The organism is Vibrio sp. 378, from assembly GCF_033339435.1.
This window is the reverse complement of sequence record NZ_JAWOUO010000007.1, coordinates 239,273-254,642: the sequence shown is the minus strand read 5'-3', so window position 1 is coordinate 254,642 and position 15,370 is coordinate 239,273. Positions and strand designations below refer to the sequence as shown.

General features: G+C 43.1%; 11 protein-coding genes. 8 read left to right on the top strand and 3 right to left on the bottom strand.

Annotated features, from left to right (window positions below; translation table 11 throughout):
• Positions 1 to 4: 4 nt before the first annotated feature.
• Entirely contained in the window at positions 5 to 1,192 is a 1,188-nt protein-coding gene (gene proV, locus R7Q48_RS15095) for a glycine betaine/L-proline ABC transporter ATP-binding protein ProV (protein ID WP_005377777.1), read from the bottom strand.
• Positions 1,193 to 1,628: 436 nt separating this feature from the next.
• On the opposite strand from proV, the gene R7Q48_RS15090 reads away from it, so the two are divergent.
• From R7Q48_RS15090 to R7Q48_RS15060, 7 genes are all read left to right on the top strand, one after another.
• Positions 1,629 to 3,509 carry a DUF294 nucleotidyltransferase-like domain-containing protein gene (locus R7Q48_RS15090; protein ID WP_005377775.1) on the top strand — a complete coding sequence of 627 codons (1,881 nt, stop codon included), beginning with the start codon at positions 1,629 to 1,631 and terminating at the stop codon, positions 3,507 to 3,509.
• Positions 3,506 to 4,255: a 3'-5' exonuclease gene (locus R7Q48_RS15085; protein ID WP_258495731.1), complete on the top strand. Its 750-nt coding sequence runs from the start codon at positions 3,506 to 3,508 to the stop codon at positions 4,253 to 4,255. Before R7Q48_RS15090 ends, R7Q48_RS15085 begins: the two co-directional genes overlap by 4 nt.
• 192 nt (positions 4,256 to 4,447) lie before the next feature.
• Positions 4,448 to 6,106: a BCCT family transporter gene (locus R7Q48_RS15080; protein ID WP_005377772.1), complete on the top strand. Its 1,659-nt coding sequence runs from the start codon at positions 4,448 to 4,450 to the stop codon at positions 6,104 to 6,106.
• 314 nt (positions 6,107 to 6,420) lie between these two features.
• A complete protein-coding gene (gene ectA, locus R7Q48_RS15075; RefSeq protein WP_005393379.1) occupies positions 6,421 to 6,954 on the top strand; it encodes a diaminobutyrate acetyltransferase in 534 nt (177 codons plus the stop codon).
• 34 nt (positions 6,955 to 6,988) lie between these two features.
• Complete coding sequence (gene ectB, locus R7Q48_RS15070) at positions 6,989 to 8,254, top strand: diaminobutyrate--2-oxoglutarate transaminase (RefSeq protein WP_017820939.1); 1,266 nt, start codon at positions 6,989 to 6,991, stop codon at positions 8,252 to 8,254.
• Positions 8,255 to 8,268: 14 nt separating this feature from the next.
• A complete protein-coding gene (locus tag R7Q48_RS15065) occupies positions 8,269 to 8,655 on the top strand; it encodes an ectoine synthase (RefSeq protein ID WP_256902888.1) in 387 nt (128 codons plus the stop codon).
• Between the two features lie 86 nt (positions 8,656 to 8,741).
• On the top strand, positions 8,742 to 10,163 hold the full coding sequence (locus R7Q48_RS15060) for an aspartate kinase (protein ID WP_005377768.1): 1,422 nt from the start codon (positions 8,742 to 8,744) through the stop codon (positions 10,161 to 10,163).
• Positions 10,164 to 10,309: 146 nt separating this feature from the next.
• Here R7Q48_RS15060 and R7Q48_RS15055 read toward each other — a convergent pair whose 3' ends face one another.
• Positions 10,310 to 11,875: an arylsulfatase gene (locus R7Q48_RS15055; RefSeq protein ID WP_005377767.1), complete on the bottom strand. Its 1,566-nt coding sequence runs from the start codon at positions 11,873 to 11,875 to the stop codon at positions 10,310 to 10,312.
• 388 nt (positions 11,876 to 12,263) lie between these two features.
• On the opposite strand from R7Q48_RS15055, the gene R7Q48_RS15050 reads away from it, so the two are divergent.
• Positions 12,264 to 14,594 carry a tetratricopeptide repeat protein gene (locus R7Q48_RS15050; RefSeq protein ID WP_318132355.1) on the top strand — a complete coding sequence of 777 codons (2,331 nt, stop codon included), beginning with the start codon at positions 12,264 to 12,266 and terminating at the stop codon, positions 14,592 to 14,594.
• A gap of 45 nt (positions 14,595 to 14,639) precedes the next feature.
• Here R7Q48_RS15050 and R7Q48_RS15045 read toward each other — a convergent pair whose 3' ends face one another.
• Complete coding sequence (locus R7Q48_RS15045; protein WP_395210269.1) at positions 14,640 to 15,368, bottom strand: formylglycine-generating enzyme family protein; 729 nt, start codon at positions 15,366 to 15,368, stop codon at positions 14,640 to 14,642.
• Positions 15,369 to 15,370: the final 2 nt, after the last annotated feature.

Below are 15,370 nucleotides of genomic sequence, written 5' to 3'. Positions count from 1 at the left end.
CGTGTTAATCCTTATCTAGTGTTTGTAGAAGACGTGATTTAGTCACGACACCAAAGTAAGTTCCTTTCTCATCTACGACAGGCACGGCATAAGGAACACCAGCAACCAGACCCAAAATGTCATTAATTGACTGATCAGGCTGAAGAGTAACTTCATCCGGTAATTGAGCACTGGCTAACGAACGGTTTTCTTTATGAGCCAAACGTAGTGAATCAAGAGATACGATGCCGGAATATCGGCTAGATTTATCGACGACAATGCCGTAATCACGGTCGTGATCCATCAGAATCTGCATCGCAGAGCCTGGACCGTCATTTTCCGATTTCTTAAAAACAGCCGCTGGCTTCTTGCGCGCGATATCTTTTGCTGTCAAGACACTTGCGATGTTTACGCCGCGGAAAAACGCTTCGACATAATCATTTGCTGGACTGTGTAATATTTCATCAGGTGTACCAACCTGAACAACCTCACCGTTTTGCATGATGGCGATGCGGTCGCCAATGCGCATTGCTTCATCCAAATCATGAGAAATGAAGACAATTGTGCGTTTGTCATCGTTCTGTAGACGAATAAGCTCATCTTGCATCTCAGAACGGATCAATGGGTCTAAAGCGGAAAACGCCTCGTCCATTAATAGGATGTCAGGATCACAAGCTAACGCTCTCGCTAAACCAACGCGCTGTTTCATACCACCGGATAATTCGTCAGGGAAAGATTCTGCATAAGGGTCTAAACCCACTCTTTCTAAGGCGGAAAGGGCACTTTTCTGACGCTCATTAACGTCGATGCCGGCAAGTTCTAAACCAAAGGCGGCATTTTCAATCACCGTCATGTGTGGCATGAGTGCGAAACTTTGAAACACCATTGAGATATTGTTACGACGAACTTCTCGAAGTTCATTTTCGGAGATGTGGGCGATATCTCTTCCTTTGAGATAAACACTACCTTTAGTCGGCTCAATGAGCCGGTTAAGAAGTCGAACAAGGGTGGATTTCCCGGAGCCAGAAAGGCCCATGATTACGAAAATTTCCCCTTCATTTATGGTGAGAGATACATCGTTTACGCCGACTGTTAAACCTGTCTGTTCAAAAATACCGTCTTTATCGACGCCTTTGTCGATAAGCGAGAAGGCTCTCTCTGGGTCTTCTCCAAACACTTTATACAGTCCCTTAACTTCCAGTATGGGATCCATGTTATCTGTCCTTTTTCGTGTGTTTATAACTGTTTAACGATTTGTACTCTAATTAATTTTAGTTCAACTTTCAACGAAAGGGGGTTGGTTAACTAGTTCTGCCGTGCATAGAGAATTCGTTGAGCAAGGTATGTTCAATTCTTATTTTTATATTTAAAACAATTGCTTGAGATGTGTTTTTATTCGCCATGATGTTGCCCTGACGTAGGGTTGAATTTATTTTGAATTTTTTTGTACATTTCAACTCAACTCGCTTGCATAGATATAAGCTGTGATAGCTTAGAACTCTACATATAAAAGGTTAGAGCTCTAATTTTTGGTTAAGGCTTGGTCCTGTGAAATCGGTTAGGTACTGTTATCCTTAGATTTATTTATTGCTTGATTTCACTCAGGGTGATATTTATCGCTGTAGTTTAGGCAACGTATGGAATAAAAAATGGAAGCCGAACAGTTAGAAGTGCTCAATTTCATTAGCCAGTACCCACCTTTTGATGACCTACCTGAAGAGCAGCTTAGAAAAATTGCTCTCAATGCCGAGGTTGCATACTTTCGGCAAGGAACAAAAATCCTTAACTTCGGAGATACGATCCGCGACTTGTATATGGTGAGAAGTGGGGCGGTAGAGATTTATCGACGTAAAGGTGAACTCTATAACAGGATTGATGCTGGTGGACTGTTTGGTCAGATGGGGTTGTTGATGAACAACCGCGTACGGATGCCAGCCAAAGCGATAGAAGACACTCTCGTTTACTGTATTCCGGAAAACATCTTCAATGAACTTTGTGATGAGTTTGAAAACTTTGCGGACTACATGGAACTGGAAGATAGCGCTCGTTTGCGAAGCGCAATATCTAGCCGCTCCGAAAGCAATGACTTTACCACCGCTAAGGCACGTAAAATCTTAGCAAGAGATCCAGTAACTCTGGAGGCAACGGCTTCAATTCAGGAAGCTGCGATACTAATGGCAGAGGAAAATGTCACCTCTCTGCTCATTATTCGCCCGACAGAGGAGCTCACAGAAGAAGATGACGAACAGCTGCTTGGAATATTGACTGATCGCGATCTTTGCATTCGCGTACTAGCTCAGGGTATTGATACCAATATTCCAGTGAGTGAGGTCATGAGTTATGACGTGGTTTCATTGGATTATAACGCCTATGTGTTTGAGGCCATGTTAACCATGTTGCGTTACAACGTGCATCATTTACCAATTTTAAAAGATAAAAAGCCGATAGGAATTATTGGTATGACGGACATCGTTCGTTACGAATCTCAGAACAGCCTATTGCTAGTGAGCTCTATTTTTCAGCAAACCAGTGTCGAGGATCTCAAGCAGGTTTCTGAACAAGTAAAAGACTGTTTCGTAAGAATGGTCAATGAAGATGCCAACGCGCACATGATTGGTCGAGCCATGTCGGTTATAGGCAGTAGTTTCAAACAACGCCTCGCTGAATTAGCTGAGCAAGAGTTCGGCCCAGCGCCCATTCCTTATTGTTTAGTCGCAATGGGTTCAATGGCGAGGGATGAGCAGCTAATTGTAACGGATCAAGATAACGCGCTTATTCTCGATAACAGTTATGACGTTGAGATTCACGGAGAGTACTTTGAAAAGTTTGCTAAATTTGTTTGTGATGGTTTAGCGGCATGCGGCTATGCTTATTGTACTGGAGACATTATGGCTACCAACCCAGAATGGCGAAAAACTCGTGCAGAATGGGAAGAATGCTTTGGAAACTGGATAGACAATCCAACCCCTGAGAGATTGTTAAATAGTAATATCTTTTTTGATCTCCTCGGTGTGCATGGGCGAGTGAAATGGGCGGAGCAATTAAGCAGCTTTATTGTGAGACGAGCGAAAAGAAACAACCGCTTTCTTGCTTGTATGGCGTATAACGCAATACGTAGGACGCCTCCACTGGGCTTTTTCAAAGACTTTGTGATGGAGAAAGATGGTCGTCATCGCAACTCGATTAACTTGAAGCGAAGGGGGACGGCTCCGTTGGCCGATTTAATACGGGTGCATTCTTTGGCAATCGGTTCGCGATCGCAAAACTCTTTCGACCGTTTAGATGACATTAATGATGCTGGCATTTTACCGAAAGGTCGAGGTTTGGATTTAAGGGATGCGATGGAGCTAATCTACATGGTTCGAATTCGTCACCAAGCCCTTGATATAGAAAATGGAGAAGAGCCAGACAACAATATTGAGCCGGAGAACATGTCTGAATTTGAACGTCGAAACTTAAAAGCAGCATTTCAAATTCTAAGTAACGCACAGAACTTCATTAAGTTTCGATACCAGAGAAGTAGCAAATGATGTGGTTCTCAAAAAAAGTAGAAAAAGAACAGCCGTTGTTGGATACATCCCAGACGCCAGAGTGGTCAATGTTCTTCAAACAACTCGCTAAAGAAGCGAAAGACGAGAGGCTCAAACGCTACTATTCGACACCGATGGTTAATGGGGAAACACCAATTGAACAAGTGCCATTTGTCTCGGTAGACTTTGAGACAACAGGATTGAACTCGGAAGAGGATGTCATTCTCACGATCGGACTTGTGCCGTTTACTATTGATCGTGTTCAATGTAATGGCTCTGCTCATTGGGTCGTTAACCCAAACAGAGAGTTAAACCACGAGTCTGTCATTATTCACGGTATCACTGACTCTGAGGTTAAAAACGCGCCGCAGCTGTCTCAGATCTTGGGTGAAATATTGGATGCGTTGTCAGGCAAAGTGGTACTTGTTCACTACAAGAACATTGAAAGGCAGTTCTTTAATAACGCCTTGCTAAATAGCATCGGAGAGGGGATACAGTTTCCTGTTGTTGATACGTTAGATATTGAGTATGCGATACAACGCCGTGAATGCAGAGGTTTTATCAATAAGTTGAAAGGCAAGAAACCCGGTTCTGTACGATTAGGGCACGCTCGTGAAAGATATGGCCTCCCTGCTTATCAACCTCACCATGCCCTGACGGATGCGTTAGCAACTGCGGAGCTGTTTCAAGCACAACTGCAGTATCACTTTAATCGAAACATGCCAATATCTTCGGTTTGGCAATAGGCGTTATTTATGGTGAAAACAATAAAATGCAATGAGAGATAGGGGGCTTTAAGATTATGATGGCGGATTGAGTAACCGCTTATAAGAACAATGTTTTATGAACATGTGCTTGGTAGTGATGAAGACGTTTCATTACTCGAACTCCGACGAAAGTAATTTAAACTTGGTCACGTATTTTTAAGGAGATTATCCGTGAGCACCGATAATAACGGTGGCATTCAACGCCCCGATGGAAAAGTAAACGCAATAGATACTGACTATCAAATTGGTCAGGATAACGTTGCGCTAAAGGTAGGCCCATTTGGCCTTGATATTCACAACCGTGTTTTTGCAATTTCTGGCTTAGCAATCGTCATGTTTGTTGTGATAACACTATTATTCCGAGAACAGGTAGAGCCGTTTTTTGCAGACCTACGAGCGGGTTTGTTACACAATTTAGACTGGTTTTTTCTCGCTTCAGGTAATATTTTTGTCATTGTCTGTGTCGGATTGATCTTCACACCATTGGGCCGTGTGCGAATCGGTGGTACTGAAGCAACACCGGATTACTCCTATGCCGGATGGTTGGCAATGCTATTTGCTGCAGGTATGGGCATTGGTCTCGTATTCTTCGGGGTATCAGAACCGATGTCCCATTTTAGTTCTGCGATTGGTGGCGTGAGCGTTGAGAATGGTGTACGTACTGACTGGGCACCGCTAGGTGGTGCAGAGGGCGATGCAACTGCAGCTTCGGCATTAGGGATGGCTGCGACGATTTACCACTGGGCACTTCATCCGTGGTCAATATACGCGCTCTTGGCTCTTGGACTGGCTATCTTTTCATTTAACAAAGGTTTGCCACTCACCATGCGCTCAATTTTTTACCCTTTGTTTGGTGAGCGTGTATGGGGTTGGACTGGTCATATTATCGATATTCTTGCAGTGGTAGCGACGGTTTTTGGTTTAGCAACATCGCTAGGCTACGGTGCATCTCAAGCCGCTACGGGTTTGAACTTCCTGTTTGATGTCCCAATGACCAATACCACGCAGGTTATATTGATTATTGGCATTACTGCGCTCGCTTTAATCTCTGTTGTGGCTGGACTCGATAAGGGCGTGAAAATCTTATCTGAAATCAACATGGGTCTTGCAGCGCTGCTATTGCTATTTGTTATTGTTGTTGGCCCGACGATTGCGATTTTAACTGGTTTCTTCGAGAACATCGTTTCCTATGTGGCTAATATCCCCGCCTTATCTATGCCATTTGGACGAGAGGATGTGAATTACTCTCAAGGCTGGACGGCGTTTTACTGGGCGTGGTGGATTTCTTGGTCACCATTTGTGGGTATGTTCATCGCACGTGTGTCTCGCGGTCGTTCAGTTCGTGAGTTTATTATTTGCGTTATTCTTATCCCATCTTCAGTTTGTGTGTTATGGATGACGGCTTTTGGCGGTAACGCAATTAGCCAATACGTTAATGATGGCTACGAGGCGGTGTTTAACGCAGAACTACCTTTAAAACTTTTTGCCATGTTAGATGTTATGCCATTGGCTGAGATAACATCTTTTGTCGGCATTATCTTAGTCGTGGTGTTCTTCATTACCTCTTCTGACTCAGGATCACTGGTTATTGATACTATTGCTGCGGGCGGTAAGGTCGATGCACCAACGCCACAACGCGTGTTCTGGTGTACGTTTGAAGGTTTGGTTGCGATTGCATTGATGTTGGGTGGTGGTCTAGCTGCTGCTCAAGCAATGGCGGTGACGACTGGTTTACCATTTACTATTGTTTTGCTTGTTGCAACGGTATCTTTGATAAAAGGTTTGATGGATGAACCTCGTCCAAAGGCGGTTTCTAAGAAATCAAAATAACTAGTATCAGCAGTTAAATTATTGATAAAAGCGGTATGCGAAAGCATGCCGCTTTTTTTTGGATTTCTATTTTTCTCTGAGAAATGAACAGCATGGAAAATGGTCTTATTCTGGTTGTTTTTTGTACTGCGCATTTAGGTGACTATTTAATAAATTAGACCTCGAACTATTTTAACTTTTGGTTAATAGGTTTATTTTTGTGATTTGCATCACAAAAATACCGATAAAAAGGCGGATTATTTGATTTTTAGTCGCGAGGGATGCCCATAATAAAAAGGAAATTTAATTAGACCTCAAAGGATATGTATTTTCACATGATCACATCAGCACCTTGGGTCCTTTATCCAGAGATTGGAGAAGACTCAAGTAAAAAATGGATTTTTCGTGAGCCTAAAATCTCTGATGGTGACGACATTTACAGCTTGATTGCAGACTGTCCTCCATTGGACATGAACTCATCTTATTGCAATTTCCTACAGTCTACGCATTTCAGCAAAACCAGTATTTTGGTTGAGCAAAAAGGCGAAATCGCAGGTTTCATTTCCGGTTATCAGAAACCAGACGAGCAAGACGTTTTATTTGTCTGGCAAGTTGCAGTCTCACCTCGCTTTAGAGGTCATGGTTTAGCATTCCGCATGTTGAAAGAACTTCTCACCCGAGAGGAATTAGGCGGTGTTAAATCGGTAGAAACTACCATCACGGAAGATAATAAAGCCTCTTGGGCACTGTTCAAAAAGTTAGATGCGATGAACGGCAATTCTGGCCAAGTAAGCACATTTTTGGATGAAGAAGCCCACTTTAAAGGCAAACACGATACAGAATATTTGTATCGCATTCCTCTCAAATAATCCTCAAACAATAGGAATTAAAAACGGTCTCATCATGGATATTTTCAAAAAGCAGGAATCCAACGTACGCTCATATTCAAACAATTTCCCGGTCGTTTTTCGTAAAGCGAAAGGCTGCTGGCTAGAAACAGAACAAGGTGAACGATACTTAGACTTCCTTGCTGGAGCGGGATCTCTAAATTACGGCCATAACAATCCAGTACTAAAACAAGCGTTGCTTGAGTACATTGAAATGGACGGTATTACTCACGGTTTGGATATGCACTCAGAAGCGAAAGCATCGTTTCTGGAAGCGTTGGATACTTACATCCTTAAACCAAGAAACTTGGATTACAAGGTTCAGTTTACGGGCCCAACAGGCACTAACGCTGTTGAGGCGGCATTGAAGCTGGCTAAAAAAGTAAAAGGCCGCGACAGCGTCGTTGCGTTTACTAACGGTTTCCATGGTTGTACTGCTGGCGCACTGGCTGCAACGGGTAACCAGCATCACAGACAAGGTAACGGTTCTAGTCTAAGTAACGTCACTCGTATTCCATTTGAAGGTTACGCTGGCGTAGATGGTCTCGCGCTGTTCGAAACCATGCTAAATGATAACTCTGCAGGTATGGATAAACCAGCCGCTGTACTTCTTGAAACTGTGCAGGGTGAAGGTGGTTTAAATGCTGCTTCAAACGAGTGGTTACAACGTTTGAGCAAAATCTGTAAAGCCAATGACATTCTTGTGATTGTCGATGACATTCAAGCAGGTTGTGGACGTACCGGTACTTTCTTTAGTTTCGAGCCGTCTGGTATCCAACCGGATATCGTGACGCTATCGAAGTCGATCGGTGGTTACGGTTTGCCGATGGCTGTCGTATTACTTAAGCCTGAGCTTGACCAGTGGAAGCCAGGCGAGCATAACGGTACGTTCCGTGGCAATAATCACGCCTTTATTACTGCTGCAAAAGCACTAGAAATTTACTGGGCAAACGATGATTTTGAAACACACATCAAGCAGTGTTCAGACAAGGTAAGTGCTGTTATTGACCGTTGTGTTCGTCGCTTTCCACAAATGTTTGTGCAGAAAAAAGGCCGCGGCATGATGGTTGGTATTGAATGTATCAATGGTGACATGGCATCTGAAATTGCGAAAAACTGTTTCGAGAATGGAATGGTGATAGAGACAGCGGGTCCAGACGATGAAGTTGTGAAGTTCTTCTGTCCACTAACCATCAGCGAATCAGAGCTAGATCAAGGACTAAGCATCTTTGAAAATGCAGTAGAGACTATCGCTGCGAAACATTTCAAACAAGCATCTTAATAAGGATTTTAATTATGATCGTCAGAACTCTAGATGAATGCCGCAACAGCGAACGACGTGTTGTTTCAGATAACTGGGAAAGTGTCCGCATGTTGTTGAAAGACGACAACATGGGTTTCTCTTTCCACATCACAACGATTTATGAAGATAAAGAAACTCATATTCACTATCAAAACCACCTTGAATCGGTGTTTTGTATGAGTGGTGAAGGTGAGATTGAAGTTGTAGGTGGAGAAACGTACCCAATCAAACCAGGTACATTATACATCCTTGATAAACACGATGAGCACTACTTGAGAGCTTATAAGAATAAAGAAATGGTAATGGCGTGTGTGTTTAACCCACCGATTACTGGCGCTGAAGTGCACGATGAAAACGGTGTTTATCCTCTCGTTGACTAAAAGATGATGGTGGGGTGCTTTGCCACCCCACACTTTACTATCTCTTCTTTTTTCTTTTTAAAGTTACCAATCAAAAAAGGCTTATCATGACATTTACCGTAGAAAAAATCGGCGGTACATCAATGACAGCATTTGATGCTGTTCTCGACAATATTATTCTTCGTCCCAAAACACCATACAATCGTATTTTTGTCGTATCTGCATACGGTGGTATGACCGATGCGCTGCTCGAGTGTAAAAAAACCAGTAAACCAGGCGTTTATCAGCTTATCGCGAAACGCGACGACAAATGGGAAGAAGCGTTAGCGTACGTTGAAAGCCGTATGTTGCTGACCAATGAAAATATTTTTGCGGACCCAATGAATCGTATCCGTGCGGATAAATTCATTCGCTCCCGCATTGCTGAAGCGAAAAACTGTATCGCGAATATTTTAGAAACCTGTCAGTACGGTCAATTTTCGTTGCGCCAGTACTTGCCTCAAATTCGAGAGTTTCTCTCGTCTATCGGTGAGGCACATAGTGCTTACAACACAGCACTAAAACTAAAAAATATGGGTATTAACGCTAAGTTCGTTGACCTGTCTGGTTGGGATAATCAAGCGCCAAGAAGCCTTGATGAGTCGATCAGTGACGCGTTTGCTGATATCGATGTATCAAAAGAACTGCCAATCGTGACAGGTTATGCTTACTGTAAAGAGGGCCTAATGCACACTTATGACCGAGGTTATAGTGAGATGACATTTAGCCGAATTGCAGCAATAACAAAAGCGGATTTAGCAGTAATTCACAAAGAGTACCACTTGAGCTCAGCAGACCCACGCGTTGTTGGCCCTGAAAAAGTATTACCAATTGGTAGTACAAACTATGACGTAGCAGACCAACTTGCCAACCTTGGCATGGAAGCTATTCACCCAAATGCCGCTGCGGGTTTACGTGAAAGTGGTATTGAGCTACAGATTAAAAATACATTCGAACCTGAACACGAAGGTACTTTGATCTCTTCAAGCTATCGTCCGGAAGAAGACAAAGTCGAGATCATCGCAGGTAAAGAAAAAGTATTTGCACTGCATTTGTTTGACCAAGCAATGGTAGGAAAAGCCGATAACGTTAGTTACGAATTGATGGAAATCATCTCCGATGCTCGTGTAAGTTTGGTTGGTAAAGAGATGAACGCGAACTCTATTACTTACTATCTAGGTGGCAGTACTGATAGCTTAAACAAAGTATTGTACAAAGCAGAGAAACGTTATCCGAATGCCTCGATTAAAGGCCGTATGGTCGCGCTTATCTCAGCCATCGGTTCTCAAATTGATACCAATAAGACGTTGGCGAAAGGTGTGCTTGCATTGATGAATAATGGCGTTACGCCAGTTGCACTGCACTCATCATTGAGAAATGTAAATGTTCAATTTGTTGTCGGTGATAAGGAATACCAGCACGCGATTTGCGCATTGCATGATGAGTTTTTCCAAAGTAGCAGTTTAGCTAAATCGGTTAATGTGGCTTAGTTTATCCACGGTTAAAATACAAAGGAGAGCAGGTTAGCTCTCCTTTTTTTGTTTTTCAGTTTGTACTCACAATGCCCACTTTGTATAGGCTAAACAGGCGATTTAAGTAAGTTCCTATGTTACTGATTAATTGACGTTAACTTAGTTTACTTAAACTTGCTGATTTCTTGTTCAACTTTGTCTAGTTGTTGCAGCTTCTCTTGCATTTTTAGAGAGTCGTAGTTTAGTGAAGCAGGGTTCATCGCTGTGCCACGTTGCATTGGGTATTCTGGAAGTGTTTTAAAGAACTCTCCCACAACGTCTTGTACAGGTACAAATAGCCACATGTTGTCAGCCATCCAACGCAAGTACATTTGTGATTCGCTTGGGCCTTTTTCGAATGGGTCAGCGCGTAGGTGGATGATTTTAGGCCAGTTCGGAGCAAAACGAACTGCGTTACTTAGGTTCCCTTCAAGCGTTGCAAAGTGAAGTTTCCAGTCATTCCAGCGGACAGCGTTTAATTCACCATTAGACGTAAAGTAAAGCAGCGACTCACGAGGGCCTTTTTCTTCCTTACCTTCAAAGTATGGCATGAAGTTATAACCATCTAAATGTACACGCCACTCTTTGCCATTTGCTTTGTAGCCTTCTGCCAGTTTTTCTTTTACATCAGGTACGCCAGCAGCTGCCAATAATGTAGGCAACCAGTCTTGGTGTGCCATCATTTCATTGATCTTGGTTCCTGGCTTAATTACGCCTGGCCAACGAACCAGTTGAGGAACACGCATACCGCCTTCCCAAGTTGTACCTTTTTCACCATGGAATGGTGTTGCGCCACCATCTGGCCAAGTCATGGTTTCTGCGCCGTTGTCCGTTGAGTAGATAACGATAGTGTTGTCTGCAACACCTAGCTCATCCAGCTTGTCGAGTAAAACACCTACATGATCATCGTGTTCCAGCATACCATCGGCATAAATGCTTACGCCTGATTTACCTTGGTATTTTTCCTGCAAGCGAGTCCAAACGTGCATACGAGTGGCGTTATGCCAAATAAAGAAGGGTTTATCCGCCTTAACTGCTTTTTCCATAAATGCCAAAGAGCTCTCTAGGAACTCTTCATCTGCGTGCTCCATACGTTTTCGTGTCATCGGGCCAGTGTCTTCAATCTTACCGTCGGCATAAGACTTAATGACACCACGAGGGCCATAGTTTTTACGAAACTCTGGGTCTTTAGGGTAGTAATAAGTTTCAGGTTCTTCTTCTGCGTTTAGGTGATATAAGTTACCGAAGAATTCGTCAAAGCCGTGTTTTGTCGGTAAGTGCTTATCTTGGTCACCTAAGTGGTTTTTACCAAATTGACCCGTCATGTAACCTTGTTCTTTTAACAGGTCTGCAATGGTTGGCGCCCAATCAGGTATGCCGTGGTCAGAGCCTGGCATACCAATTGTTAACAAACCCGTACGAAATGGCTCTTCACCCGTAATAAAGGCAGCGCGACCAGCAGTACAAGACTGTTGTCCGTAGTGATCTGTGAACAACGCACCTTCATTCGCGATACGGTCGATGTTTGGCGTTTTGTAACTCATCATACCTTGGTTGTATGCGCTGATATTCCAGTAGCCGATATCGTCACCAAAAATTGCCAGAATATTCGGTTTGTCGGCTGCCATAGCAGCACTGGACGCCGCTAACAGTCCTGCGCCCACAGCGATTTTGCTCAATTGATTTGCCATAAAAACTCCAGATTGTTGAGAGTAAAGATAAGCACAAGTGAGCCTTATGCTTAGTTGCTGCATAAGTTAATGATGTATATAGAAAAATCCTCTTATACTCGATATAACCATAAGTTATTGCTGGGTGGTAACTATTTGTTAATTAAGAAGAAATAGGATTGTCCTGTTAGTTTGTAGAGATTCGTAAAGTAGATTTAGATCACTGAAGAGCCTTATTTTTATTGCGTAGTAGAAGAGGGGATGGAAATGAAAAACAATAGGATGCTCGCTTGTTTTACGGTCCTAAAGCAATACTAAAGTCGTTATGTATTGCTTGTAATTATTTGTATAACCAGTGATTTAGTGTCTATATTGATTTAGGTTGTACATTATAAATATAAGGATATCTATGAGTCAGTGGGCAGGCCGGTTTCGCATTTTATTGCTGGTCAACGTTGTTGTCAGTTTTATGGCTTTTTCTCAAGAGTTATTCACAGAGAAACCAAATATTCCTTCAGGCTTAAATCCAGAATATGCTGGCACACAAGCTTGTGCAGAGTGCCACCAAAACGAGGTGGAGGCTTGGAAAGGGTCACATCACGATATGGCCATGAAGCATGCAAGTACAACCTCTGTACGTGGTGATTTTGATAACCATGTTGTAACGCACAAAGGAATGCCTAATCGTTTTTTTAAAAAAGGCGGCGAATATTGGGTCAACATTCAAGGCTCTGACGGGCAATGGCATGACTATAAGATCAGCTATACATTTGGCTGGGAGCCACTACAGCAGTACATGGTCGAGTTTGAAGATGGCCGCGTGCAGCTTATTCCTTTTGCTTGGGACACAAGAGCTAAAGTTGAAGGGGGACAGCGTTGGTTTCATCTTTATCCAGAAACGACAACAACGGATGAATTCTATTGGACCAATACCGGGCAAAATTGGAACTTCATGTGTGCTGATTGCCATTCAACGAACCTAAAGAAGAATTACGACGCTGACAAAAACACTTACAACAGCTCATGGTCAGAGATTAATGTGGGATGCGAAGCATGCCATGGTCCCGCTAGTCAGCACATAGAACTGGCCAAGAAATACAAAAATGCTGGCACTTCTTTTGAGCATGACAGCCATTATGGCTTTGATCGAAATTTGTCTAAAGCAGTGTCGGATTGGGTGTTTGAGGAAGGCCATAGTACGTTACAGCCGAAATCAATTGAAGCAACCAATCAAGTGCAAACATGCGCTCAATGCCATAGTCGCCGAACCCAGTTAAATGAAACAGGTGATCATGTTAAAGGTTCTTTTTTTGATAAATATCGCTTAAGTCTTATAACACCTGAACTCTACTATCATGATGGACAGATTTACGACGAAGATTATGTTTATGGTTCGTTTCTTCAATCTGAAATGGCGGAGAAGGGGGTCACGTGCACTAATTGCCATGATCCACACACGGCAGAGTTAACGATCCCAGAAGAGGCAGTATGTTCGCAATGCCATATTGCATCGGAATATACACCTGAAAAGCATACCTTTCATAAGGCTGGATCTGAAGCATCGCAATGTACGACTTGTCACATGCCAGAAACGACTTACATGCAAGTCGATCCTCGTAGAGACCACAGTTGGCATATTCCACGACCGGATTTGAGCAAACACATTGGAACGCCCAATGTTTGCATGTCATGCCATGAAGATAAAAGCAATCAATGGGCCGATGAACAGATAGCAGAATGGTACCCGAATTCGAAGTATCGTAATCAACAACATTTTGCTGTCGCATTTTATGCGGATTCAATTGGTCATCAAGGAGCAGCAAATGCGTTGGCATACTCTGCTCAGGATTCGTCTTTAAAAGACATTATTCGCGCCTCAGCCCTGGAGAGAATGGGGGGCAACACTGACCAAAATACAACAGTATCTTTGGCTAGGGCCGTTAAGAATGAGAATGAAATGGTTCGATTAGGGGCAATTTCAGGCTCGTCTGGTTATGAATTTCATGATCGGTGGCGGATTCTAGAGCCATTGCTTGGTGACCCGGTGCTTTCAGTGAGAGCGGAAGCTGCCTCGGTGCTGGTAGCGAACTACGAACAAATGACCCCTTTACAAAAAGATATCATTAAATTGCCCTTAGAAGAGTACATGGAAATTCAAGAGTTTAATGCCGATCGTGGTTTCGGAAGAACCAATTTGGCGAATGTGTACCGCAGCTTAGGTGAAATCGACAAAGCGGCCGAGCTGTATAAACAAGCGATCAGCATCGAACCCTATTTCGAAAATAGCTACGTTAACCTAGCAGATTTGTATCGTCACCTAGGTAAAGAAGAAGCTGCGCTCACGGTGCTACAACAAGGGATGAAAGCTCAACCTAAATCCAGCACATTACCATACAGCGCAGGTCTTTCTTTGTTACGTCAAGGCAAAGCCGATGATGCGAAAAAGCGACTTAGACGCGCCGCAGAAGTTGGTGAAACTAATGCGCATTATTGGTACGTGTACGGTCTAGCTTTAGAAAAAAGCGATGTTCTAGAAGCCAGTAAAGCGTTGCATACAGCATTTGAAGTCGGTGGCAATCCACAACACTTGTTTGCTCAATGCGAGGTTCTAGCGAGAAATCATAAAAAAGGTGCTGTCGCTTTTGCTTTCGATAGGTGCATACAAGAGCTTAGTCACTATGCACCTAAGCAAGCTATTGATCAGCTTAAAGCCTCTATTGTTGGGGTCAATAGGAGCTAATTACCAAAAGTGGAGCTTTTATCGCTCCACTTTTTCTTACTTAGTTTAATCAGCGTCTTTCGCTAATCTCAGCCCCATGTCGGACATGATGACTGACTGGCTAGCAAAATCGCGACGATAGTTTTCGGATTCGTCAGCATCATAGGCAAAGCTACCACCTCGTACAGACTTGTGTGCCAGGCTTTCTTTTTCATCTTTTGCGTTTACCGGATTATCACTTGGTGCCGATTTGTAATAGCCTTCATCAAAGGCATCAATAACAAACTCACCAACATTACCCGTCATATCGTATAAGCCAAGCTCATTCGGTTTTTTCTGACCTACCTTGTGTGCTTTATTGTTTGAGTTATTGGCATACCAGGCAACGTCGTTAATATCATCAGACCCCGCGTAAGTGAATCCTTGACTTAGATTCCCCCCTTTCGCTGCAAACTCCCATTCTGCTTCTGTGGGTAAACGATAGTGCTCTCCCGTTTTTTCATTCAATTTCTTTATAAAATAATTGGCTTGTTGCCAGCTAATGTTATTCACGGGCGTATTTGGGTTTCTAAAATAACTCAGAGAAGAGCCTGTAACCGATTCGAATAACTCTTGGGTTACCTCAAATTTTGCCAAATAGAAATCTTCCACGCGAACGGTGCGGGCCGGGCGCTCGGATTTATTTGCTGATGGATTATCCGAGCCCATCGTAAATTGTCCACCTTCAATAAGAACCATATCTTGATCGATTTTTTGAGCAAGAGGGCTAGGTTGTGTTGTTGCACATCCAGTCATAA

Excerpts from the sequence above, each read along its gene's own strand:
- R7Q48_RS15050 (WP_318132355.1), top strand. The coding sequence starts at position 12,264 with ATGAGTCAGTGGGCAGGCCGGTTTCGCATTTTATTGCTGGTCAACGTT.
- ectA (WP_005393379.1), top strand. The coding sequence starts at position 6,421 with ATGATCACATCAGCACCTTGGGTCCTTTATCCAGAGATTGGAGAAGAC.
- ectB (WP_017820939.1), top strand. The coding sequence starts at position 6,989 with ATGGATATTTTCAAAAAGCAGGAATCCAACGTACGCTCATATTCAAAC.
- R7Q48_RS15065 (WP_256902888.1), top strand. The coding sequence starts at position 8,269 with ATGATCGTCAGAACTCTAGATGAATGCCGCAACAGCGAACGACGTGTT.
- R7Q48_RS15085 (WP_258495731.1), top strand. The coding sequence starts at position 3,506 with ATGATGTGGTTCTCAAAAAAAGTAGAAAAAGAACAGCCGTTGTTGGAT.
- R7Q48_RS15045 (WP_395210269.1), bottom strand. The coding sequence starts at position 15,368 with ATGACTGGATGTGCAACAACACAACCTAGCCCTCTTGCTCAAAAAATC.
- R7Q48_RS15060 (WP_005377768.1), top strand. The coding sequence starts at position 8,742 with ATGACATTTACCGTAGAAAAAATCGGCGGTACATCAATGACAGCATTT.
- R7Q48_RS15090 (WP_005377775.1), top strand. The coding sequence starts at position 1,629 with ATGGAAGCCGAACAGTTAGAAGTGCTCAATTTCATTAGCCAGTACCCA.
- proV (WP_005377777.1), bottom strand. The coding sequence starts at position 1,192 with ATGGATCCCATACTGGAAGTTAAGGGACTGTATAAAGTGTTTGGAGAA.
- R7Q48_RS15055 (WP_005377767.1), bottom strand. The coding sequence starts at position 11,875 with ATGGCAAATCAATTGAGCAAAATCGCTGTGGGCGCAGGACTGTTAGCG.